16 protein-coding genes are annotated in these 22,754 nt (G+C 73.7%); 10 read left to right on the forward strand and 6 right to left on the reverse strand.

Annotated elements, in window-relative coordinates; translation table 11 throughout:
- Positions 1-290 precede the first annotated feature (290 nt).
- The gene (locus Cco03nite_RS02025) at positions 291-2,126 is read left to right on the forward strand and encodes a right-handed parallel beta-helix repeat-containing protein (RefSeq protein ID WP_203688172.1); all 1,836 of its coding nucleotides are present in this window, start codon (positions 291-293) and stop codon (positions 2,124-2,126) included.
- 51 nt (positions 2,127-2,177) lie between these two features.
- Here the strand turns inward: Cco03nite_RS02025 and Cco03nite_RS02030 are convergent, their stop codons facing one another.
- The 3 genes from Cco03nite_RS02030 to Cco03nite_RS02040 form a co-directional block, all read right to left on the reverse strand.
- The gene (locus tag Cco03nite_RS02030; RefSeq protein ID WP_203688173.1) at positions 2,178-3,158 is read right to left on the reverse strand and encodes a DUF2804 domain-containing protein; all 981 of its coding nucleotides are present in this window, start codon (positions 3,156-3,158) and stop codon (positions 2,178-2,180) included.
- Between the two features lie 67 nt (positions 3,159-3,225).
- On the reverse strand, positions 3,226-4,128 hold the full coding sequence (locus tag Cco03nite_RS02035) for an EAL domain-containing protein (RefSeq protein ID WP_203688174.1): 903 nt from the start codon (positions 4,126-4,128) through the stop codon (positions 3,226-3,228).
- Positions 4,129-4,330: 202 nt separating this feature from the next.
- Positions 4,331-7,138, reverse strand: coding sequence for a helix-turn-helix transcriptional regulator (locus tag Cco03nite_RS02040; RefSeq protein WP_203688175.1), 2,808 nt, complete (start codon positions 7,136-7,138; stop codon positions 4,331-4,333).
- A gap of 219 nt (positions 7,139-7,357) precedes the next feature.
- On the opposite strand from Cco03nite_RS02040, the gene Cco03nite_RS02045 reads away from it, so the two are divergent.
- Together Cco03nite_RS02045 and Cco03nite_RS02050 are read left to right on the forward strand one after the other, a co-directional pair.
- A complete protein-coding gene (locus Cco03nite_RS02045) occupies positions 7,358-8,200 on the forward strand; it encodes an NAD-dependent epimerase/dehydratase family protein (RefSeq protein ID WP_203688176.1) in 843 nt (280 codons plus the stop codon).
- Between the two features lie 114 nt (positions 8,201-8,314).
- Entirely contained in the window at positions 8,315-8,869 is a 555-nt protein-coding gene (locus tag Cco03nite_RS02050; RefSeq protein WP_203688177.1) for a hypothetical protein, read from the forward strand.
- 87 nt (positions 8,870-8,956) lie between these two features.
- On the opposite strand, the gene Cco03nite_RS02055 is transcribed toward Cco03nite_RS02050, so the two are convergent.
- Together Cco03nite_RS02055 and Cco03nite_RS02060 are read right to left on the reverse strand one after the other, a co-directional pair.
- A complete protein-coding gene (locus Cco03nite_RS02055; protein WP_203688178.1) occupies positions 8,957-11,527 on the reverse strand; it encodes a glycoside hydrolase family 5 protein in 2,571 nt (856 codons plus the stop codon).
- Positions 11,528-11,629: 102 nt separating this feature from the next.
- Positions 11,630-12,058: a DUF3224 domain-containing protein gene (locus Cco03nite_RS02060; protein WP_203688179.1), complete on the reverse strand. Its 429-nt coding sequence runs from the start codon at positions 12,056-12,058 to the stop codon at positions 11,630-11,632.
- A 140-nt stretch (positions 12,059-12,198) separates the two neighbouring features.
- Between Cco03nite_RS02060 and Cco03nite_RS02065 the strand changes: the two genes are divergently transcribed.
- Together Cco03nite_RS02065 and Cco03nite_RS02070 are read left to right on the forward strand one after the other, a co-directional pair.
- Positions 12,199-13,086 (forward strand): hypothetical protein, encoded by an 888-nt coding sequence (locus Cco03nite_RS02065; protein WP_203688180.1) that lies wholly within the window; start codon positions 12,199-12,201, stop codon positions 13,084-13,086.
- A gap of 61 nt (positions 13,087-13,147) precedes the next feature.
- Entirely contained in the window at positions 13,148-13,969 is an 822-nt protein-coding gene (locus Cco03nite_RS02070; protein ID WP_203688181.1) for a DUF1295 domain-containing protein, read from the forward strand.
- 65 nt (positions 13,970-14,034) lie between these two features.
- Here Cco03nite_RS02070 and Cco03nite_RS02075 read toward each other — a convergent pair whose 3' ends face one another.
- Positions 14,035-15,525 carry an MFS transporter gene (locus Cco03nite_RS02075; protein WP_203688182.1) on the reverse strand — a complete coding sequence of 497 codons (1,491 nt, stop codon included), beginning with the start codon at positions 15,523-15,525 and terminating at the stop codon, positions 14,035-14,037.
- A gap of 170 nt (positions 15,526-15,695) precedes the next feature.
- Here Cco03nite_RS02075 and Cco03nite_RS02080 point away from each other — a divergent pair, with 170 nt between their 5' ends.
- The 5 genes from Cco03nite_RS02080 to Cco03nite_RS02100 all read left to right on the forward strand — a co-directional run bounded on the left by Cco03nite_RS02080 (position 15,696) and on the right by Cco03nite_RS02100 (position 22,732).
- Positions 15,696-16,064 carry a YciI family protein gene (locus Cco03nite_RS02080; RefSeq protein ID WP_203688183.1) on the forward strand — a complete coding sequence of 123 codons (369 nt, stop codon included), beginning with the start codon at positions 15,696-15,698 and terminating at the stop codon, positions 16,062-16,064.
- A complete protein-coding gene (locus Cco03nite_RS02085; RefSeq protein ID WP_203688184.1) occupies positions 16,061-17,290 on the forward strand; it encodes an RNA polymerase sigma factor in 1,230 nt (409 codons plus the stop codon). Before Cco03nite_RS02080 ends, Cco03nite_RS02085 begins: the two co-directional genes overlap by 4 nt.
- A 48-nt stretch (positions 17,291-17,338) precedes the next feature.
- The gene (locus Cco03nite_RS02090; RefSeq protein ID WP_203688185.1) at positions 17,339-19,192 is read left to right on the forward strand and encodes an AfsR/SARP family transcriptional regulator; all 1,854 of its coding nucleotides are present in this window, start codon (positions 17,339-17,341) and stop codon (positions 19,190-19,192) included.
- 150 nt (positions 19,193-19,342) lie between these two features.
- Positions 19,343-19,858 (forward strand): sigma-70 family RNA polymerase sigma factor, encoded by a 516-nt coding sequence (locus tag Cco03nite_RS02095; protein WP_203688186.1) that lies wholly within the window; start codon positions 19,343-19,345, stop codon positions 19,856-19,858.
- 126 nt (positions 19,859-19,984) lie between these two features.
- Positions 19,985-22,732, forward strand: a complete 2,748-nt coding sequence (locus Cco03nite_RS02100; RefSeq protein ID WP_203688187.1) for an AfsR/SARP family transcriptional regulator — start codon at positions 19,985-19,987, stop codon at positions 22,730-22,732.
- Positions 22,733-22,754: the final 22 nt, after the last annotated feature.

Genomic DNA, 22,754 nt, shown 5'->3' on the forward strand with positions numbered 1-22,754 from the left:
GCCGGGCGGGTCGCGCGGGCAATCCTGCAACACCGGGAGCCGACGGGGAGGGCGTCCCGACCGCGCATCCACACGATATCGACCCTTGTCACTGCAAATGCAGGTCCGGACGGCTTCGACATCGAACTTCACCAGTTGACTGCATTCCGCGGGCTCGTCTACCGTCGCCCGGGAATGCGCTTTCCAGCGCCTTCCCGACCGGGTGACCGCAGCAGACGGCCCCGTGCGAGGCACGTCCCATGCCGTCGCCCAACGGCATGGTCCGCTCCCAGCACAAAGGACGCACACTGATGAGACTCCGCACACTCCCCCATCGGCGCGGGCGCCTCGCCGCGCTGGTCACCGCCGCGGCCGCGGCCGCGCTGACCGTCGTCGCGGGCACCCTGCTGACCACGCCCGCCAGCGCCGCGACGCTGTTCAGCGCCGACTTCGAATCCGGCGCGAGCGGCTGGTCGAAGTCCGGCGGCGACTGGACCGTCGTCGCCGACGGCTCCCAGGTCTTCCAGCAGGCCAGCGCCACCACCGACCGCGCCCGCCAGTTCGCCGGCTCCAGCAGCTGGACCGACTACACCGTCCAGGCCCGGGTCAAGCCGCTGACGTTCGGGTCCGGCGGGGTCGCGGCCCTGGTGTCGCGGTCCAGCGGCGCCACCGTCATGTACCGGCTCGCGCTGACCGGCGGCAACCGGGTCGAGCTGCAGTACATGAACGGCAGCAGCATCACGGTCCTGGCCGGTGTGTCCCGGACCGTGTCGACCGGCACCTGGTACACCCTGCGGATCACCACCAGCGGCTCCACCGTCAGCGGCTACGTCGACGGCACCCTGGTCGGCACCGCCACCAGCACGGCGATCTCCGCCGGCCGGATCGGCCTGTTCACCGGGTATGCCAGCGCCCGCTTCGACGACGTCAGCGTGACCGACAGCGTCACCACCCCGCCGAGCAGCCCGGCCCCCTCGGCCAGCAGCGCCTCGCCGTCGCCGTCCAGCGCGTCCCCGTCCCCGTCGAGCGCGTCGCCCTCGCCCAGCGTCAGCCAGCCGCCGGCCGGCACGCTGTACGTGGCGCCCAACGGCAGCGCGAGCGCCGCCGGCACCCTGGCCAGCCCGACGACGCTGGCCTCCGCGATCACCCGGGTCACCGCGGGCGGGACGATCTTCATGCGCGGCGGGACGTACAACTTCTCGTCCACGGTGACCGTCGAGACCGGCAACAACGGCACGTCCAGCGCCCGCAAGAAGATCGCGGCGTACCAGAACGAGGTCCCGGTGCTGAACTTCTCGGCTCAGGCCGAGGACCCGGCCAACCGCGGGCTGGCCGTGAACGGCAACTACTGGCACGTGTACGGCATCGTCGTGGAGCGGGCCGGCGACAACGGCATCTTCGTCGGCGGCAGCAACAACATCTTCGAACGTACGATCACCCGGTTCAACCGCGACACCGGGCTGCAGCTGTCGCGGACGCTGTCGAGCACGCCGCAGAGCCTGTGGCCGGCCAACAACCTGATCCTGAGCGCGGAGTCGCACGACAACGCCGACTCCGACGGTGAGGACGCCGACGGTTTCGCCGCGAAGCTGACCGTGGGCTCGGGCAACGTGTTCCGCTACGCCGTGTCGCACAACAACATCGACGACGGCTGGGACCTGTACACCAAGACCGACACCGGGCCGATCGGCGTGGTGACCATCGAGGACTCGATCGCGTACAACAACGGCACGCTCAGCAACGGCGGCCAGGCGGGCGCCGGCGACCGCAACGGCTACAAGCTGGGCGGCGAGGACATCGGGGTCAACCACATCGTGCGGCGCAACATCGCCTTCAACAACGGCAAGCACGGGTTCACCTACAACAGCAACCCGGGTTCGATGACGGTGTCGAACAACATCAGCATCGACAACGACGAGCGCAACTTCTCCTTCGACGCGGGCACCTCGGTGTTCCGCAACAACACGTCGTGCCGGTTCAGCAGCGGCACCAACGACCGCATCATCGGCAACTCCGACAGCTCGAACCAGTTCTGGTCGGGCACGAACGGGTCGCGGTGCGCCGGGCTCAGCGGCGCCCTGGGCTGGTCCTTCGCCAGTGACGGCCGGCTGGTCGTGACGCTGGGCGGCGCGGTGGTCACCCCGTAACGCCGGCCGAGGCGGGGCCGTCGACCGAACGGGCGACGGCCCCGCCTCCTGCTACCAGCGGTTGCGGGCTTCCTCGGCCCAACCGACCAGACCGTCGAGACTGGTCCTGGTGCCGTCGTCGGTGGTGGCCCAGCCGCTGAAGTGGCCGAAGCACTGGTGGGTCTCGTTGGCGACGATGCCGAGGTTGGTCCGGGCGACCTTCTCGTGGAACGGGTGGAAATGCGCGTCGACCCGTTCCCCGATGATCCGCCACGGGCGTTGCCAGTCGGAGCGGTCGTAGGTCCACTCCAGCTCGTCGCCGATCTTGTGCAGGCGGCCGTCGACGAACAGGCCGTTCTCGGTGACGCCGGTGCCGTCGGTCCACTTGCCGCCCAGCTGGATCGCCCGGCCCGGGGCGGCCCCCGCGGCCCAGTTCCAGGTCATCGAGTACGGCCACCTGCCGCGGCCGTGGTCCAGGACCGCGAACGCGTCCGGCCCGCCGATCTCGTACGTGCGCCCGTGCAGCGTCAGCGTGCCGTGCACGGGCCGGCCGACGTCCTTGACGGTGTACTGGAACCGGGTGCTGCTCCACGGCACGACCACGCCGAGCGACTCGTGCCCGTCCGGCAGCGGCACCCGCACGTCGAGGCGTACGCCGGGGGCCGTCGCGTGGATCGTGGTGCCGTCGGGGCGCTGGTCGATCGTGATCTCCAGGCCGCCGCCGCGTACCGACGCCTCGCCTTCGCCGCTGCGCGGCGGCAACCGCACCCCGCGGGCCAGGGGAACCACCGCGTCGGTGTTCGTCTCCTGCCCGGTGGCCCGGTCCAGCACGTAGACGCCGTGCACGCCCGCGTAGTCGAGTGACGAGGCGACCAGGCCGACGATGTGCTCGGGCGTGACGATGCCCCAGTACTCCCAGCGTTTGGTCCGGCCCCAGCCGCGCAGGTTGGCGGTGTGCAGCGGGCGGCGGGTCCAGCCGACCGCGGCCGGGTTGAGCCGCCCGTCGGGCAGGCACAGCTCCACCGGGGCGGTCAGCTCGGGCTCGTGAGTCATGGGCGCACGATAGCGCCAGGTCCTGCGCCCTTCCGGCCCGGCCGGAGCAGGGTCGCGGGTCCGTGGCTCACTCCGCGACCAGGGCTCCGGTCAGCGCCGTGAGGGTCAGCGGCAGGGCGAGGTGGTAGCCCTGGGCGAAGGAGACGCCGACGCGGGCGAGCGCGGCGAGCTGCTCGCGGGTCTCGACGCCCTCGGCGGTGACGTGCAGCCCCAGGGTGTGGGCCATGTCGGTGAGCATCTTGACGATGGCGTGGTCGCGCGGGTTGTGCAGCATGCCGGCCACGAACTCCTTGTCGATCTTGATGCCCTGGATGGCCAGGCGGGACAGGTAGCGCAGGTCGGTCGAGCCCGCGCCCATGTCGTCCAGGGCCACGCTGACGCCGTGGCGGATGAGCTTTTCGAGGCGGGGGCCGGCGTGGACGAGGGTCTTGAGGTCGGCGCCTTCGCACAGCTCCAGCCGCAGCCGGTGCGCGGCCAGCCCGGCCTCGCGCAGGGCGGCGGTGACCATGCCGGTGAAGTCGGTCGCCAGGGTGGCCGCGGACAGGTTGACGTTGACGTGCGCGGGTGCCGCGTGGCCGAGGGACGCGGCGAGCGCGGCCATGTCGGCGCAGGCCCGGTTGAGCACCCAGCGGTCGAGCAGGGCGAGATGCCCGCCGTGGTCGGCCGCGGGCAGGAAGCGGTCGGGGGTGATCAGGCCCAGGGTCGGGTGCTGCCAGCGCACCAGGGCCTCCACCGCCACGACCGAGCGGTCGGCGAGCCGCACGATCGGCTGGTAGAGCAGCCGCAGCTCGCCGTCGGCCACGGCCTGGGCGACGGTGCGTCCGGCCACCTGCGCCGCGTCCTGCGGGCCGGCGGCGGGACGCCCGCGCCATCGCCTGACCAGGCGCATGAGCGCCCCCAGGTACGGCAGGGTGGCGATGCTGTCGACGAGGCTGATGAACCACAGCGCCATCGGGATGTGGACGGCCATCGGAAGGCTCCCCTCGGGCAACGGATGTCGTCCTCGGCGAGGACGTGCTCCCACTGTCGCCGCCGCGGGGTCGCCACGAGCCCGTGCCGGGCACTGGTCGATGGCTCGCGGTCGGTTTCCCGGGTACCCGGGCCTGCGGGCGGTGTCGCCCGTGGCGACCCAGGGTGCGGGACTGGTGTCCGTTTCCAGGGATCCCTGGTCGTCAACTAGCTGGACTAGATTGAGGAGGTATCCACGGTGTGGCGGGCTCGGTGTCGAGCGCGGCCTCGCGCAGTTCGCGGCGCGAGTTGATGGCGAGCTTGGTGAACACCTTGCGCAGGTGCCACTCGACCGTACGGGGACTGATGAACAGCTCGGCCCCGATCTCGGAGTTGGTACGCCCGTCGCGGGCCAGCGAGGCGATCAGCGACTCCTGGGGTGTGAGGTCGAGCATCGACTCGGCCGTGCGCTTGCGCACCGCCTCCCCGGCGGCCAGCAGCTCGTTGCGGGTGCGCTCGGCGAACGCCTCGGCGCCCATGACCGTGAACATCTCGTGGGCGCGGCGCAGGTGCTCGCGGGCGTCCGCGCGGCGGTTCTCCCGGCGCAGCCACTCCCCGTACACCAGGTGCGCCCGGGCCAGGTGCGCGTTCATCCGGCAGGCCGCGAGCCGGTCGATCGCCTCGCGGTAGAGCTGCTCTGCGGCCGGGCCTTCGCTCAGCAGCGCCCGGCAGCGGGCCTCGATGCCCAACGCCCACCGCGTGCCGCTGGCCTGCGTGCGTTCGGTGAGCTGTGCCAGCGCCTGTGTCGCGGCGTCGGGCTGCCCGGCCCGCGCTGCGGCCTCCACCAGTTCGGCCAGCGCCCACGACCGGGCCACGAACACGTCGCCGGTGGCGACGCGTTCGGCGGCGGCCTGCGCCGAGGAGTAGCGACCCAGGCCGTTGTCCAGCACCGCGGCCGCGTACTCGGTCAGCACCAGAGCACTGCCCTCGCCCCGCGGGAAGGCGTCGGTGATGCCGTCCTGGGTCAGCTGGGCGGTGGCCTGCTGGTCGCCGCGCCACGCGGCCAGCATCAGTGGCGTGTACGGCGGGGGCGACACTTGGATGGCGGACTCCAGCACGGCGGCCTCGTCGTCGCACGCGGCCGCGGCCGCGAAGTCCCCGGCTTGCACGTAGTAGCTGGCGAGGTAGTCCAGAGCCATCGGCAGCAGGCTCAGCTTTCCCGTCTGCCGGGCCGTGCGCACCCTGCGTTCGAGCAGGTCCCGCCACGCTTCTTCCTCCCACAGCTCCGCCGCCACCAGCGCGGTGATGAGGCAGATCCAGGTGAGGTCCTGCTCGACGGCGCGGACGGCCTCCATCGCTCGCCGCAGGGTGGGCACCGCCTGCGGGTATCCGTCGGTGAACTGTATCGACAACCCCTCGAGCAGCAGGTCGACGGGCTGCTGCGAGCCGGGTTCCGACAGCGCGGCGCGGGCTGACTCGGCCACGGTGCGTACGCCGAACTCAGGTTCCAGCCGTCCGGCACCGGCGAACACCGCCGCGAGCAGCGCCTCCAGGTAGGTCTCGCGGGCCAGCGCACCGTCCAGCGGGACGAGTCGCTGCGCGGCGTGCAGCAGCAGGCCGGGCGCCTCGCTGCCGCGGCTGCGCAGGAACGCCAGCTGCGCGCGCAGCCGTTCCAGCCGTGCCTGCTGCAGCCGGTTCAGCGGACTCAACTGCGCCGTGGCCAGCAGGTCGTTCGCCATGTCGGGCGCGCCGGCGTCGAACGCGGCCTGGGCAGCGGCCAGGGCGCGTTCCCCGCGGCGGCGCAGATCCGGGGTGAGTTCGGCGGCCCGCCGCAGGAAGGCCGCCGCCGCCGCTTCGCCGCCGCGGGACTGGGCCCGCGCGGCCGAGCGCTCCAGGTCCTGCGCGACCGTTTCGTCGGGCGCCGGCGTCGCGGCCGCGAGGTGCCAGGCGCGCCGGTCGGGGTCGGCCACGCTGTCGGTCGCCTCGGCCAGGGCGCGGTGCACCTGCCGGCGTTCGGCGGGCGTGGCCGAGCGGTAGACGGTCGAACGCACCAGCGGGTGGGCGAACCGCACCCGGGTGCCGATCGTGATCAGCCTGGCCGCTTCGGCGGGGGCTGCCGCGTCTGCGGGCAGGCCGAGCCCGGACGCGGCGCGCCACAGCAGGCCTGGATCGCCGACAGGGTCGGCGGCGGCGACCAGCAGCAGCCGTCGCGTCTGCGGGGGAAGTTCGCCCAGGCGGCGCAGGTAGCACTGCTCGATCCGGCTGACCTGGCTCAGCGACGGCCGGCTGCGGGGCAGGCCGTATCCGCCGGCCAGTTCGGGCAGGGTCAGTTCGGTGGGCAGTTCCAGCAGGGCCAGCGGGTTGCCGCGGGCCTCGGCGAGGATCCGGTCGCGTACCCGCTCGTCGAGCGGACCGGGCACCACCGACGCCAGCAGTGATCGCGCGTCGCGGTCGTCGAGGCCGGCCACCACCAGTTCGGGCAGTCCGAGCAGTTCGCGGTCGCCGGGCTGGAGTTCGTCCCGAGGCACCCGTACGGCGAAGACGAGACCGATCGGGTCCGCTGTCGGCCGCCGGGCGACGAAGGCCAGGGCCTGGGCTGACTCCTGGTCGAGCCACTGGAAGTCGTCGACGAGGCACAGCAGCGGACGGCCGGCTGCCACCTCGGACAGCAGGGTCAGCGCGGCCAGGCCGACCAGGAACCGGTCCGGCGCAGGCCCTTCGGCGAGCCCGAACGCGCTGCGCAGCGCGTCGCGCTGCGGGGCGGGCAGGCGGTCGAGCTGGTCGAGCATCGGCCCGCAGAGCTGGTGCAGGCCGGCGTAGGCAAGTTCCATTTCGGACTCGATGCCGGACACGCGGTGGGTGGGGATGCTCGATGCGTTGTCGGCGAGATAGTCCAGCAGCGCGGTCTTGCCATCGCCGGTCTCCCCGCGCAGCACCAGAACCGCGTGCCCGCCCTCCCGGATCTCGCTCAGCAGCCGGTCGAGCGCCTCGCACTCGGTGCGCCGACCGTAGAGCCCTTGACCCGCAAGCATGCCGGACATCTCCCGTGAGGAGCCGTCGACCGGATGCCACCGCAGCCTTGCCGGCCCGGAGCACCGACCATCGTTCTCGGGTGTCACCAGCCTATCGCCCGCGATGTCGAGGCCGGGCGGGAACAGGGCGTCCGGCCGGGCGTCGCTCGGGAGACCGCCCCTTGCGCTGCGGCAACGCACCAGACAGCATGGAAACAGCGTTTCCTTTGGAGGTAGTTCGTGCGGTACCTGATCGTCGGCTGCGGCAACGTCGGCATGGAACTGGCCGCCCGGTGGACCGCGGACGGCCACGCCGTCACCGGGACGACCACGACCCCCGACCGGGTGGCGCAACTGCGCGACGTGTGCACGGACGTGGCGGTGCTGCGCGGCGACGACCGGGACGCGCTCGCCGCCGCGGCGGCCGGGGCGGACGCGGTCGTGGTGACCGTCAGCCCACGCTTCTCCCGCGCGGTCGACCCGGCCCAGCGCGCCGGCGAGTACGCGCTCGCCCTCACCGCCACCGCGCGCACCGCCGCCGCCGTCCACAACCGGGTCGTCTTCGCGTCGTCCACCTCCGTGTACGGCCGCTCGCACGGTGCCACCGCTCCGCTGGACGAGGCCGCCCCCACCACCGCCTCGCAGGACGCGTCGCCGGTCAGCTTTCTCGCCGCCGAGCACGCCGCACTCGCCGCCGCCCGCGGTGCGGTCGTCCGCCTGCCGGACGTCTACGGGCACCCGCGCGACATCGACTACGTGCGCCGCGTCGAGCTGGCCCACCGGCACCTGGGCGGGAAGGTGCCGTTCTGCCCCGACGCGCTGCTGTACCGCATCGACTACCGCGACGCCGCGCAGGCGCTGCGGCACGTCGTCGAGCACGGGCTGACCGGGCTCTACAACGCGGTCCCCGACGGCGAGACACCGCCCACGAACGCCGCCGTGTTCAGGGCGATCACGGCGGCCAACGGCTGGGCCGAACTGGCCTACGGTTGCGCCGTCGAGGCTCCCGCGGTGCCGGTGTCGTCGGCGCGCCTGCGGGCCACCGGCTTCGCCTTCCGCCACTCGACCACCATGACGGCCTGACCCGGCCACCAGGCAGTTCGGCTCGCCCTTGGCATGGCCACAAGCGATGGACGACGGGCGGCTGCTTCGACTTGCCGCCGTTCCGATACTCGGCGGCGGGCATACACTGCCGCCGTGAGCCGGAAGAGCTTCTACGACCTGCGTTTCGGTGTCGCCCCGGGCGGCGCCCGCAAGGACGCCCACTACCTGCGCGGCACCCTCGACGAGGTCAAAGCCGACCTGGCGGCCGAGCTCGCCGACGGCGGCAACCTGTACCTGCTCTGCTGGTACGGCGCGGACCTGGCGCTCGACGTCTACCAGCACGGCAGGCGCACCCGGTCGATCGACCTGCACCCGTTCGTATCCATCGACGTCGAGGGCTATCCCCGGATCACGTTCACCGGGCCGGGCAAGCCGGTCGGGCACGACTTCAGCTCCGAGCAGGAGCAGAGCGTCGACGACGGCAGCCTGTCGGACCTGCTCTTCATGGGCGCGGTCGAGCAGGTGACCACGGTGACCGTCGACTGGGCCGCCGTCGACGTGCCCGCGCTGCGCGGGGAGCCGGCCCGGCCCGGCGACCTCGTCATCATGGACGAACGGATGGTCGGGGACGCCGAGGCTGACGAAGCCCGCGAGCAGGCGATGCCCGAAGCCGAGATGCGGTACGGCTACACCGACTTCGAGGCGTGACCCGGGCTCAGCAGGAGCCCCCGGCAAACGTGTGTGCCCCGGGCGTGGGCGGCCCGTTTCGAGCAGCCGCCCGCGCCGACCGCACAGTCATCGGGTGACGGTGACCGTGTACGTGCCGCGGGCGCAGCCGGTGACCTGCCAGCCGCCGGGCACCTGCGCCGATGCCGCGCCGGTGACTCCCTGGGTGGCCAGCCGGACCGGCGCTTCGCCGGGCACCCAGATGTCAAGCTCGCAGTTCGCCTCGGTGTCGGCCGTCGCGGCGAACGTGAGGGTCCCGTTCACCGGGTCGGCGGTGAGCGTTTCGAGCCGGCCGGGGAACGCACGCGGGTACGCCCTGGTCAGGGGCTGGCTGAAGCCGGTGGGCGGGACGATCGGGGCACCGGTCACACAGTCGATCTTGGCAAGGTTGCCTGACGTCTTGGCGTCGGGGCCGGTCTCCGGCGAGCCGCACCCCTGCTTCCACACCCAGAACGCGCCGCCGATGCCGAGCCGGTCCTGGGCCGCGCCGAAGCGGGCCACCTTCGCCCCGTCGACCGCCGGGTCGCCGAACCAGCCCCACTCGCCGGGCCAGTACGCCGCGCCGTAGGCCGCCGCGGCTCGCGCCGACACGGTCAGGTTCCGCTCGATCGAGGCGATGGTCAGCCCGAAGCCCTGATCCATCGTGATCGACTCGCTGTAGGGGTGGGGCGCGAAGACCAGCTGCCGGTCGTCGGTGAAGCCCGGCGGCGGTGTCACGTCGAAGGCCAGGCCCGACCAGAGCACGCTCGGTTCGAAGAAGACCAGATGCGCGAAGCCCTGCCCGGCCTGCTCGGCCTCGCGGATCGCGGTGATCGCCGCGTCGTAGTAGCGGCCCAGCAGCAGCCCGGAGCTGATCGGCGGGTTCGCGCCGATGCCGGGCTCGTTGAGCAGGTCGTAGCCGGCCACGGCCGGCTCGTTCGCGAACGCCCGCGCCACGAACGCCCAGGTGCGGACGAGTTCGCTCTGGATGCCGTCGCGGTCGGTGTAGAAGTTGCCGAACGCGGTCGCGACCGCCGGGGCCAGGTCGCGGGCCAGGAACTGGCAGTGCGCTGTCCCGTCGGTGACGGTCGCCCAGGCCGGTGCGCCGTCCCAGCCGGTGGTGGGGCTGGTGCCGCCGCCGCACTGCTCGTCCGGTTTGGCCAGGGCGTTGCCCCAGGCGTCCTGGTGCATGTCGAGCACGACGTAGACGCCGTGCGCCTTGGCCTGCGCCACGGCGGTGCTGATCTGCTGCAGGTACGCCTGGTCGAACTCGCCGCGCCGCGGCTGCAGCCGCGACCAGGACATGCCGAGGCGTACGACGTTGAAGCCCATGGCGGCGATCTGGGCGAAGTCGGCGTCGGTCAGCGGCTCGGTGGCCGGGATCGCGGGATCGCGCAGGTGGTAGTCGATGAGCTGGTTCACGTTGACGCCGCGCAGGATCACCTGACGGCCGGTGACGTCACCGATGACGGGCAGCCCGCCGGTGTCCGGCGCGGGGAGCAGGTGCAGTCGCTGCATGCCCTCCGCCGCCGCCACCGGTGCGACCGGACGCGGCGCGGGAGCCGCGTAGGACCTGATCAGCAGCGGCAGTGCCGCCAGCAGCACGACGACGGGCGCGGCCACCAGCCGCCGCCGGGGTACGGCGGCGAGCGCCGCCCGCCACCGCCAGGCCGCGCCCGCGACGACCGCGGCGATCAGCCCGACCGTGGTGCCGTAGCCGATGCCGGTCCCTGCGCTGAGCAGCGTCGTGCCGATCCACCAGCTGTCCGGGCCGTCGGCAGGTCCGGCCGGGGAGGACAGCGCGGCCCCGACGGCGCAGACCACACCGGTCGCGAGCCCGGCCACGGTCGCGGCCGACCAGACCGTCACGGCCACGACGGTCGGGGCGGGGTTCGCGAGCCGCCGCCGCATCGCCCGGACCGTCACGCCGAACACGCCGAGGAAGACGGCCAGCCCGCACAGGTAGCCGACGGGCCCGGCGGATGCGCTGGGCGCGAGCAGCGCACCCGTGAACGCGTACCCGGCCGGCCCGCCCCGCCACCACGACGCGCCGAAGGTGACCGCCGCGAGCGTCACGACCACGAACATGACCGCCATGGCGAACCCGGCGACGGGAACGGACCGGTCCGGGTCGTCGGCGGCCTCGTCTGCCGGGCCGAACCGGTATGCGAGCGCCGCCGCGGCGGCGACCAGCGGGCCGGCGAGCAGGAACTTGAGCGCCGCGAACCCGCTGGTGGCGAACGCGAACCGCAGGGTGAGGCCGACCGGCAGGTGCGGGCCGGTCAGCGGGGCGGCGGCGGCCAGGCCGGTGACGGCGGTGGCCAGCGCGGCCGCACCGACGACCGAGGTCCAGGTGATGAGGAAGACCCACCATGCCGGTCGCTTCGCCCGGCTCGCGCCGATGGTGAGGATCGGCATGACCGCGGCGGCGAGCAGGACCGGCAGCCCGACCAGCAGCGGAGCCCAACGGTAGACGCCACCGGCGCCCAGCGGCGGCAGGCCGCGCCCGCCGACCGGTGCCAGCAGGCCGGAGGGATCCCCGACGGCGCCTGCCGCGACGACGGCGGCGAGCATGACGGCCGCCGCGACGGCGGCACGGCCTGCGGGACGGCGCAGCATCGAACGCCGCGTCGTGGGGCTCGGTGAGGTCAGGACGCTCATGGTGAACGCGAATCTTAATCGCGTAATAGCGCCGGACTCGCCCTCGGTTCGGCCCGTCGACGGGCACCGTCCCGCCCGTGCCTACCGCCGAACGGCTGAGGATCAAGGCTGCCCTGTTCGGCGCAGGACGAGGGTCACGTGGGCACCGGAGTCGTCGTGTACGAAAGTGATCTGTCCGGTCAGGCCCGCCAGCTGGCCGGTGCCCGAGCCGGGCACGATGTGCCCGAAGGCGTGGGGGATGTCGTTGTCGTCGAGCCCGCAGTGCTGGAAGACCAGGGTTCCGGTCCGGCCCTCGATCGCGCCGACGAACCGTTCGGAGGCCACATAGCCGCGGCCGTCGGGACCGGCCGCAGTCAGGACTTCGGCGACGCTGGTCCCGTCGACGACCCCGCGGAAGGTCTTCCGGACGACGACCCGGGCCAGGGCCGGGCCTTCGCCGGGCTCGTCGTAGACGGTGGGCTCCCACCCGGTGACCTCGAACTCCGTGGTGAGCGTCCGTGTGTCGGCGGTGGTGCTGGTCGGCTTCGTCATGAGGTGACCGTATGGGCCGGCCGTCGCGGGCGTCTTGAAGATTCGCGCCAACCTCGCGAGGTGATCAACGCTCGAAGCAGGCCGTGCGGCACCCGCAGCCGGGACGACGCCAGGCGGCGCACAAGGCATAGGTTGGCACCATGGCGCGAGTACGCGAATTCCCCATCGTGATCGAACATCCGATCCGTGGTGTGCAGGCGTACCTGTCCAGCCGCGGCGGGGTTCGGCCGTATGCCCTGGCCTCGGCGGACTTCGAGCCGCTGCCGGTCGGCGAGGACCGCACGGACGCGCTCGCGTTCGTCGACGAGGTGCCCGCGGGCGAGCTGCCACCGGAGTTCGCGGCGGCGTTCGGCGCGGGTGCCCTGGCTGAGCTGCGCCAGTGGTCCCGCGGTGGTGTCCCGCCGTATGCGCTGCGCGTCCGGCTACGCGACGCGCGCTGGCGCGAGGGTGAGTCGAGCGAAGCGGGCTTCGCGTGGGCCGGGCGGCGTGCGGCATTCGAGGCCGTGCGGTGCATCGAGAACCGTGACCGGCCCCGCCTGTTCGTGTTCCGCTGGCCGGCGCCGCGCACGGCCACGTTCTCGCCGCCCGGACACGACGTCCCGCAGGACTGGACGAGTCCGGCGTTCCGGCCGATCCGAGATGTCCACGTACGCCTGGTCACCACTGCCGCCTGCGGGATGTTCGCGGTGGCCACCGCCGACTTCGAACCGCTCGCCCCTGAATCCGGGCTGCTCTTCGAGTTCGTGTGCGAGCTCGCCGACAGCCGCCTGCCGCACGTGTTCGCCGAGGCCTTCGAACGTGGCGCGCACGAGTCGCTCTGCGCCTTCGGCACCAGCCGGCTGCCCACCGTGGCGGTGCGGGTCCGCCTCCACGACGCGAAGTGGCACGAGGTCGACTCGTCGGAGTACTACTTCACCGACGCCGGCCGCCGAGCCGCCGCCGAAGCGTTGCGCTGCCAGGTCGAGGGCGGCCCACCCGTCCCCCTGGACCGCTTGTCGGCCCGCTGGCCCGAGTCGGCCGAAACGTGACCCGGCAACGGCCTTTCTGGCGGGTACCCAGGCCGGACACGGGCCGCTACTGTGCCCGATCATGGACGCCCTCATCGTCTGCCTGTGGATCTGCGCCGGCGCGTGCGCCGCGACGTGGCTCGCCTCCCTGATCACCGACGAGCACTCGTGGGTGGACCGGATCTGGTCGATCATCCCGGTGGTGTACGTCGCGGTGTTCACCGCCGCGGCCGACTTCGCCGACACCCGGCTGAACGTGCTCGCGGTGCTGGTGCTGCTGTGGGGCGCCCGGCTGACGTTCAACTTCGCCCGGCGCGGCGGCTACGCGCCCGGCGGTGAGGACTACCGCTGGGCGATCCTGCGGGCGCGGCTGCCGCGGTGGCAGTTCCAGCTGTTCAACCTGCTGTTCATCACGGTGTACCAGAACATCATCCTGCTGCTGATCGCCCTGCCCGCGTACACGGCGCTGACGCACCCGAGCCCGTTCGGCGTGCTCGACGCCGTGCTCGCCGTGGTGTTCCTGGGGCTGCTCGCCGGGGAGACCGTCGCCGACCAGCAGCAGTGGGACTTCCACCGGCGCAAGCACGCCGCGATCGCCGCGGGCGAGCCGCCGCAGTCGCGGTTCCTGCGCACCGGGCTGTTCCGGTACTCGCGCCACCCCAACTACTTCTTCGAGCAGGCGCAGTGGTGGGTGGTGTTCGGTTTCGGGGCCGCCGCGGCCGGTTCGGTGCTGCAGTGGACGGTCATCGGCCCGGTGCTGCTCACCGCACTGTTCATCGGTTCGACGATGTTCACCGAGAGCATCACCCTGTCCCGCTACCCGGAGTACGCCGGCTACCGCGCGGTCACCTCGCCGATCGTCCCGTGGCCGCCGCGGCGTAGTGGCGCGGCCGATCGGGTCTGACGTCCCGCCGCCGGAGATCGGCGGCGGGACCGGTGGTCTGCCGTGGCTCGTGGGGCCGGTTCCGGTCAGCGAAGACGCCGAGCCAGGAGCACCACCAGCGCGATGAACAGCACCGCAGCGCAGACGGCGACCAGGCTGAGGCCATCGGTGAACGCGGCGTGCGCGACGTCCAGGAGTCGGCCGGCCGAGTCGGCGGGAAGCGTGGCGGCCGCGGCCATGGCACCGGCGACAGACTCGCGTGCGACGTCCGGTGCCTGGCCGAATCCGTCCAGCCGGGCGTGATAGACCCCTGCCGCGACCGTTCCGAACAGGGCGATGCCCGCCGTGCCGCCCAGATAGTTGCTGGTCTCCGACAGCGCCGCGGCCGACCCGGCCCGCTCCGGCGCGACGGAGCCGATCACCACGCCGGTGCCCAGCGCGAACAGCGGCCCGGTGCCGAACGCGATCACCGCGGCTCCCGCGACGACCGGCGCCGGTCCGTCGGCCAGCGCCACCGGCAGGAAGCCGAGCGTCGAGACGACCAGGCCGGCCACGATCGCCGCGCCGGGCGACAGCCACCGCCGGGTCAGCGGCGCGAGCGTGCAACCGGCCGCCATCGCCAGGCCCATCGGCGCGAACCACACGGCCGATGCCAGCGGCGAGAACCCGCACACGAGCTGCAGGTACTGCGTGGTGAGCAGGCCGACGCCGGCCAGCCCGGCGCCGGTGGCGACCATCGCGATCAGCACCGCGCCGACGGTGCGGTCGCGCAGGAGGTCGAGGCGCAGCAGCGGATCGCGCAGGCCGCGCTGGCGGCGGACGAACAGCACGGCGAAAAGCGCGCCGACGGTGGCGGCGGCCAGGGCGGCCGGCGCGTCGGACAGGTCCGCGCCGAGCTGCTTGACGCCGTACGTGAGGGGCAGGATCGCGGCCAGCGACAGCAGGACGCTGACCAGGTCGAGCCGTCCGGCGTCGGGGTTGCGGGAGTCGGGCAGCGTCAGTGGGGCGGCGACCAGCAGTACCGCCATCGTCGGTGCGCCGATCAGGAACACCGATCCCCACCAGTAGTGGGTGAGCAGCACCCCGCCGAGCACCGGGCCGAGTGCCGCGCCGGCGAACACGCAGGTGGACCACGCGGTGATGGCCAGGCCGCGCTGGCGCGTGTCGGTGAACATGGCGCTGATCAGGCCGAGCGTGGACGGCATCAGGGTGGCCCCGGCGACGCCCAGCAGCAGCCGGGCCGCGATCAGCATCGCCGGGTCGGCCGCGTAGGCGGAGGCCACCGACAGCAGGCCGAACGCCGCGGCCCCGATCATGAGCAGTCGCCGCCGGCCGATCCGGTCACCGAGCGTGCCCATGGTGACGACGAACCCGGCCACCATGAGCCCGTACCCGTCGGCGATCCACAGCTGCTGCACGGCGTCCGCGCCCAGATCCGCGCTCAGGTGCGGCAGCGCCAGGAACACCGAGTTGATGTCCAGCGCGACCAGCAGGGTGGGCAGTGCGAGCACCACCAGGCCCAGCCATTCCCGCAGGCCAGCCCGGCCGGCTCGGTCCAGGGGCGTTATCGTGGCCATGGCGGCTCCTCCTCGTCGAAGCGATGTCGTGAGGAGGTCGGCACCGGTCGCGGATTCTTGCGCCCGCGCCCCGCGGAAAGTTCCTCCGGGCGGATGTCAAGAACGCACGGTGTGCTCCGACTCCAGGGTGACGGGCCCGCCACGGGTCCGCGGACATGAGGAGACCAGCGATGAAGTTCCTGCTGCTGCTGCACAACAACCCGGCCGTGCTGAACGCGCTCACCGACGACCAGCGCACCGCGATCATGAACGGCCACGGCGACTTCATCAAGACGATCCAGGAGTCCGGTGAGCTCATCGTCACCCAGGCGCTGGCCGACCCGGCCAACAGTGCCGTGGTGCGGGTGCGAGACGGTGTCCCGGCTGTCACCGACGGCCCCTACCTGGAGGCCAAGGAGTTCCTCGGCGGCTACTACCTGGTCGAGTGCGCCGACCGGGACCGGGCGCTGGAACTGGCCGCGATGATCCCCGACGCGGCCGTCGACGGGCTCGGCGTGGAGGTGCGGCCCGTGATGTTCTCCAGCGGGATGGAGATGTGACCGCCCGCACCGAGGACCTGCTCCGGGAACTCGCCCCGCGGGTCCTCGGTGCGCTCGCGCGCCGCTACGGGGAGTTCGACGCCTGCGAGGACGCGGTGCAGGAAGCGTTGATCGCCGCATCGCAGCAGTGGCCGGCCGCCGGGGTGCCGGACAATCCGCGCGCCTGGCTGAGCACCGTGGCGACCCGGCGGCTCGTCGACCACGTACGCGGTGAGGTCGCCCGGCGCCGCCGGGAGGCGACCGCCGCCGCGCTGGCCGGCGCTCCCGTGGTCCCCGGCGTCGCCTCCGAGCAGGTGCCGGAGGCCGATGACACGCTCACCCTGCTGTTCATGTGCTGCCACCCGTCGCTGACCCCGGCCTCGCAGGTGGCGTTGACCCTGCGCGCCCTCGGCGGACTGCCGACCGCGCAGGTCGCCGCGGCGTTCCTGGTGCCCGAGGCGACGATGGCTCCGCGGATCAGCCGGGCCAAGCAGCGGATCAAGCAGGCGGGCGCCACGTTCGACCTGCCGCCGAAGTCGGAGTGGCACGGGCGGCTCCAGGTGGTCCGGCACGTCCTGTATCTGATCTTCAACGAGGGGTACACCGCCAGTTCCGGCGCCGACCTGCAACGCCCCGACCTGGTCGCCGAGGCGATCCGGCTGACCCGGTCGCTGCACCGGATCCTTCCCGACGACGGCGAGGTCGCCGGGCTGCTCGCGCTGATGCTGCTCACCGACGCGCGCCGCCCGGCCCGCACCGGCTCCGACGGGATGCTGGTGCCGCTGGCCGAGCAGGACCGCACCAGGTGGAGCGCCGACGCGGCCGCCGAGGGCATGGAGCTGATCACCCGCACGATGGCCGCGTGCCCGCCGGGCCCGTACCAGGTGCAGGCGGCGATCGCGGCGGTGCACATGGAGGCCGCCGGCGCCGCGGAGACCGACTGGCCGCAGATCGCCGCGCTGTACCGGATCCTGGAGGGCATGTCGCCGAACCCGATGGTCACCCTCAACCGGGCGGTGGCCGTGGCGATGACCGACGGCCCGCGGGCGGGGCTGGACCTGCTCGACACGCTGGGGGCCGACGAGCGGATGGCCCGGCACCACCGGCTGCCCGCCGTCCGCGCCCACCTGCTGGAGATGGCCGGCGACACCGCCGCGGCCCGGGAGGCGTACCGGCTGGCCGCGAAACGGACCGCCAGCCTGCCCGAGCAGCGTTACCTCACCGAACGCGCCAGGCGGCTCACCTGAATCCGGCCGTACCGGCGGGTAGCGGACGAGCCCGTTACCGTTGCCCGCGTGCAAGGGGAACCGGGAGCGACGTTCGGATTCTCGGTGCTCGGCTCCGTCAGGGTCCATCGCGCCGGTGCCGAGCTGACGCTGGGCGGCCGCCAGCAGCGCCTGGTGCTGGCGCTGCTGCTGGCCCGGGCGGGTGCACCGGTCTCCCTGGCCGAGCTGGTCGACCTGCTCTGGGACGAGCAGGCCCCGGCCAGCGCCGTGAACGTCGTGCACCGCCACATCGGGGAGCTGCGGCGGCTGCTCGAACCCGGCCTGCCCACGAGATCCGCGGGCGGGCACCTGCTGCGGGAGCTGTCGGGTTACCGGCTGCGCGCCGACGAGCAGTCCCTCGACCTGCTGAAGTTCCGGTCGCTGAGCCGCTCGGCGCGCCGCAGCCTGCAGGACGGCGACCCGGAGTCGGCGCTGCGGCACGGCCTCGACGGGCTGGCGCTGTGGCGCGGCCGGTGCGCCGCGGGCCTGGAACCTGCCTCCCGGCGGCACCCGGTGTTCCTGGCCGTGGAGGCCGAACGCGCCCAGACCGTGCGGGAGGCCGCCGACGCCGCCGAGCGGTGCGGCCGGCTGGGCGAGGTGCTGGCACCGCTGCGGCAGGCCGCCGAACTGCACCCGCTCGACGAGTCGCTGCAGAGCCGGCTGCTGCTGGCGCTGGCCGCCGACGGCCGCCAGGCCGAAGCGGTCGAGGTGTACCGGACGGTGCGGCACCGGCTCGCCGATGACCTGGGCGTCGAGCCGGGCGAGGAGCTGCGGGAGGCGTACGACCGGCTGCTGCACCAGCGCACCACGCCCGCGCCGGCCGGGCCGTCGTCGACGCTGCCCCGGCCCGCGCAGCTGCCGCCGGACCTGCCCGCCTTCCACGGCCGCGACGAGCTGATCGCCGAGGCCCGGGCGGCTGCCGCGCGGCCGGGCGGTCCGGCGGTGCTGGCGATCGACGGCATGCCGGGGATCGGCAAGTCCGCCCTGGCCGTCCACCTCGCGCACGGGTTGGCCGCGAGCTACCCCGACGGTCAGCTGTACGTGGACCTTCGAGGCCACGGCCGGGAGCCGGCGATGGGCGCGGACGAGGCGCTGCGCGGCTTCCTCGGCTCGCTCGGGGTGCCCCGCGACGGTGTTCCCGCCGAGCTGCACGCCCAGGCGGGCCTGTACCGCAGCCGGCTCGCCGGGCGGCGGCTGCTGATCGTGCTGGACAACTGCCGAGACGCCGAGCAGGTCCGGCACCTGCTGCCGGGCGGGCCGGGCTGCCTGGTGATCGTCACCAGCCGCAGCCGGCTGGCCGCCTTGCAGACCACGGCCGGAGCGCATCCGCTGCCGGTCGGCCTGCCCAGCGCCGGCGAGGCCCGGGCGATGCTGCTGGACCTGCTCGGCGGGCGCGGCCCGGCGGACCCGGCCGCGGTCGACGCCGTCGTGGCCGCCTGCGGGCGGCTGCCGCTCGCACTGGCCATGGCGGCCGCCCGGGTGACGAGTGGGCCGCCGACACCGCTCGACGCCGGTTCACCCGCCGGCCTGGACGGTTTCGACGGCGACGATCCGCAGACCGGGCTGCGTGCCGCGTTCTCCTGGTCGTACGAGGCGCTGTCCGGCCCGGCGGCCCGGCTGTTCCGGCTGCTGCCGCTGTATCCCGGCCCTGACATCGCGGTGGCCGGGGCGGCGGCCCTGGCCGGTGTCGCGCCGCGGGTCGGGCGGGCGCTGCTCGGGGAGCTGAGCCGCGCGCACCTGGTCAGCGAGGATCTGCCGGGCCGCTTCCGCGCGCACGGCCTGCTGCTGGCCTATGCCGCGGAGTTGGGCGAGGACGGCGACAGTCCTGCCGAGCGAGCGGCGGCACGGCTGCGCGGCCTGCAGTTCCACCGGGCCGCCTGGTAGCGGCCGCGCCGCCGCCGGTCACGCCGCAGCAATGGCTGGTCGCGCAGGGTGACGGCACTGAATCCGCACTTTCGCGTCAGTCCGATCACATCGACGCTCCCTAGGCTCGGGCCGCACTCACCCGTTCCACCTGCCTTTGGGGGAATTGCCGTGCTGGCACCCGCGATCGCCGACCCGACCGAACGCATGACGTCACTGCACGCGCAGCACGCCGCGGCCGTGCTGCGGCTGCTGCTCCTGCTGACGCACGGCCAGCGGCAGACCGCCGAGGACCTGCTGCAGGAGACGATGCTGCGGGCCTGGCAGCATCTGGACTCGGTGCCGGCCGAAGCCGACGCGGCTCGCCGGTGGCTGCTGACCGTCGCGCGGCGGCTCGTCATCGACGGCGTACGCCGGCGGCTGAACCGGCCCGCCGAGGTCCACCTCGTCGACATGACCTGGATTCCCGGCGTCGACGACACCACCGGCTCCGCGCTGGCCTCGCACGCCGTGCGCCAGGCGCTGGGCCGGCTGAGCCCGGCGCAGCGCAGCCTGCTCTGCGAGGTCTACCTGGTCGGGCGGTCGCCGAAGGAGGTCGCGGGACGGTTGGGCATGCCGGTCGGCACGGTGAAGTCGCGTACCCACCATGCGCTGTGCGCCCTGCGTACCGGGCTCAAGGCCGCCTGAGACGCACCCGGCCGGGCCGCGGTTCCGGCGTACGGCCAAGTTCACAGCGCCGCGAGGCCCGCACCGCACCCGGGGGGAGCCCTGCCACGCTACGGCGATCGTGATGACCACCCGGATCGCCCCGACATGACCGGCCCGCTGACCTTCGCCGTCCTCGGCCCGGTACGGGCCTGGCACGGCCGGTCCGAGATGGACCTCGGCACCAGGCAGCAGCGGCTGATCCTCGCGCTGCTGCTGGCCCGTGCCGGTGGCGCGGTCAGCGTCGCCGAGTTCGTCGACCTGCTCTGGGAGTCCGATCCCCCGCCGAGCGCGGTCAACGTGGTGCACCGGCACGTCGGCATGCTCCGGCGGCGCTTCGAACCGGACCTGCCGACGCGCTCGGCAGGCTCGGTGCTGGTCCGCGACGGCGCGCAGTACCGGCTGCGGATCGACGAGCAGTCACTGGACCTGCTGCGGTTCCGGCGCCTGGTCGCCGAGGCCGCCGACAGCTCCGGCGAGGCTGCCGTCGAGCTGTACCGGCAGGCGCTGGCGCTGTGGCGCGACCGGTGCGCCTCGGGCCTGCACACCGACGGCCGGACCCATCCCGAGTTCGTCGCCGTCGACGGCGAGCGGTTCACCGCCGTGCGGGCGGCGACCGACGCGGCGTTGCGGGCCGGGTGCGTGCACGTGGTGCTGCCGGCGATCCGGCTGGCCGCCGAGTACGAGCCGCTGGACGAGGCGCTGCAGGCGCGGCTGCTGCTCGCGCTGGCCGCGGACGGCCGGCGGGCCGAGGCGCTGGCGGCGTACGCGGGCATCGAGCACCGGCTCGCCGACGAGCTGGGCATCCAGCCGGGCGCGGAGCTGCGCGCGGCCCGCGACGGCCTGCTCGACCACGACGCCGCGGCGCCGGGCCCGGCCGAGCCGCCGGCGCAGTTGCCGGCCGACCACCCGTACTTCACCGGCCGCCGCGACGTGATCGCCGCGGTGGAGGAGCTGCTGGCCGGTGGGCAGCGGACCACGGCGCTGGTCGTCGACGGGATGCCGGGCGTCGGCAAGACCACGCTGAGCGTGCACCTGTCGCACCGGCTGGCCGACCGCTACCCGGACGGTCAGCTGCACGCGGACCTGCGCGGGTTCGACTCGGGCGAGTCGGCGATGACCCCGGCGGAGGCGCTGCGCGGGTTCCTGTGGTCGCTGGGGGTCGCCCCGTCGGCGATCCCGGCCGAGCTGCACGCCCAGGCGGGGCTGTACCGCAGCATCCTGGCCGAGCGCCGGATGCTGATCCTGCTCGACAACTGCCGGGACTGGGACCAGATCCGGCATCTGCTGCCGGGTGCGGGCGGCAGCCTGGTCATCGCGACCAGCCGACGCCGGATCGCGGGCGCGGCCGGTGCGGCGGGCGCGTTCGCGCTGCACCTGGATGTGCTCAGCGACGACGAGGCGCGCGAGCTGCTGACCCGGCGGCTCGGTGACGCGGTGGCCGCCGACCCGGCCGCCGTCGGCGAGATCATCGTGCGGTGCGGGCGGCTGCCGCTCGCGCTGGCGCTGGTCGCGACGCGCAGCGTGGGCCGGTCGGGGCTGAGCCTGCCGGCGGTGCTGGGTGAGCTGGCCGAGGCCGACGGCCGGCTGTCGGGCTTCGGTGACGCGCACGCCGACCTCGAGGCGATCTTCTCCTGGTCGTACCGGGCCCTGACGCCTGACGCGGCACGGCTGTTCCGGCTGCTGCCACTGCACCCGGCCGGTGGGCTGAGCACGGAGGCGGCGGCGGCGCTGGGCGGGGTGCCGCTGCGCGCGGCCCGGGGCCTGCTCGCCGAGCTGGGGGCGCAGCTGCTGGTCGAGCCGGGCGAGGGCCGGTGGCGGATGCACGATCTGCTGCGCGCGTACGCCGCCGAGCTCGGCGAGGAGCACGACGGCGCGGCCGAGCGGGCTGCGGCTGTCACGCGGCTGTACGACTACTACCAGCTCAGCGCGTACGCGGCGCATCTGCTGCTGCTGCCGCAGGTGCCGCTGCCGGAACCGGAGCCGTCGGCGCACGGGGTGACCGCGCGCGGGTTCACCGGCCGGGCCGACGCGACGGCCTGGTTCGCCGCCGAGCAGCGGGTGCTGACCGAGGTCGTCGCGCGGGCCGCGCGGCGCGGCCGGCCGCGTACGGCGTGGCGGATCGCGCTGGCGATGCAGAACTTCTTCCAGGACACGGCCCAGTTCAAGCAGTGGACGGCGGTGGTCGGCACAGGCCTGGCCGCGGCCGGCGACGATCCGGCCGCGCGGGCGCTGCTGCACCGCAGCCTCGCCGGGGCGTGCTACTTCCTGGCCGATCTGGACGGCGGGCTGTCGCACCTGGAGCAGGCCCGGGAGATCTTCGACCGGCTGGGTCTGCACGCCGAGCAGGGCCATGTCGAGAACAACATCGCCGAGATCCGGTTGGAGCAGCGGCGTTACGCCGACGCGGTCCGGCACGCCGAGGCGGCGCGGGAGCTGTTCCGGGCCGCCGGCAACGTGCGGGGCGCGACGACCGCGCTGCTGGCGATCGCGCGGGCGCAGGGCTGGCTGGGCCGGCACGCGCAGGCGCTGGGCATGTTCGCGCAGGCGCAGCGGCAGTTCGAGGTGCTCGGCGACCTGCACGGGGTGGGCACGACGCAGGCGTGGATGGCGCACACGTACTCGATGATCGACGACCTGCCGCACGCGATGGCGATCTGGGAGCAGGCGGTCGACACGTTCCGGGGCGCCGGGGCCGCGCACCACACCGCGGAGGTGCTGGTCGCCGTCGGTGACGTGCATGCCGGCAACGGTGAGGCGGGCCTGGCCCGGCGGGCGTGGCGGGAGGCGCTGGCCGAGCTGGACGGCACGGACTCGCCGGTGGCCCGGCAGGTCCGGGACCGGCTGGCCCGGTGACCCGGACGCGGCGCTGGCACGG

Origin of the sequence: Catellatospora coxensis (assembly GCF_016862635.1) — a bacterium.
Classification (GTDB): Bacteria; Actinomycetota; Actinomycetes; order Mycobacteriales; family Micromonosporaceae; genus Catellatospora; species Catellatospora coxensis.

Excerpts from the sequence above, each read along its gene's own strand:
- Cco03nite_RS02080 (WP_203688183.1), top strand. The coding sequence starts at position 15,696 with ATGAAGTTCCTGCTGCTGCTGCACAACAACCCGGCCGTGCTGAACGCG.
- Cco03nite_RS02030 (WP_203688173.1), bottom strand. The coding sequence starts at position 3,158 with ATGACTCACGAGCCCGAGCTGACCGCCCCGGTGGAGCTGTGCCTGCCC.
- Cco03nite_RS02055 (WP_203688178.1), bottom strand. The coding sequence starts at position 11,527 with ATGAGCGTCCTGACCTCACCGAGCCCCACGACGCGGCGTTCGATGCTG.
- Cco03nite_RS02075 (WP_203688182.1), bottom strand. The coding sequence starts at position 15,525 with ATGGCCACGATAACGCCCCTGGACCGAGCCGGCCGGGCTGGCCTGCGG.
- Cco03nite_RS02025 (WP_203688172.1), top strand. The coding sequence starts at position 291 with ATGAGACTCCGCACACTCCCCCATCGGCGCGGGCGCCTCGCCGCGCTG.
- Cco03nite_RS02040 (WP_203688175.1), bottom strand. The coding sequence starts at position 7,138 with ATGCTTGCGGGTCAAGGGCTCTACGGTCGGCGCACCGAGTGCGAGGCG.
- Cco03nite_RS02035 (WP_203688174.1), bottom strand. The coding sequence starts at position 4,128 with ATGGCCGTCCACATCCCGATGGCGCTGTGGTTCATCAGCCTCGTCGAC.
- Cco03nite_RS02070 (WP_203688181.1), top strand. The coding sequence starts at position 13,148 with ATGGACGCCCTCATCGTCTGCCTGTGGATCTGCGCCGGCGCGTGCGCC.
- Cco03nite_RS02100 (WP_203688187.1), top strand. The coding sequence starts at position 19,985 with ATGACCGGCCCGCTGACCTTCGCCGTCCTCGGCCCGGTACGGGCCTGG.
- Cco03nite_RS02060 (WP_203688179.1), bottom strand. The coding sequence starts at position 12,058 with ATGACGAAGCCGACCAGCACCACCGCCGACACACGGACGCTCACCACG.
- Cco03nite_RS02065 (WP_203688180.1), top strand. The coding sequence starts at position 12,199 with ATGGCGCGAGTACGCGAATTCCCCATCGTGATCGAACATCCGATCCGT.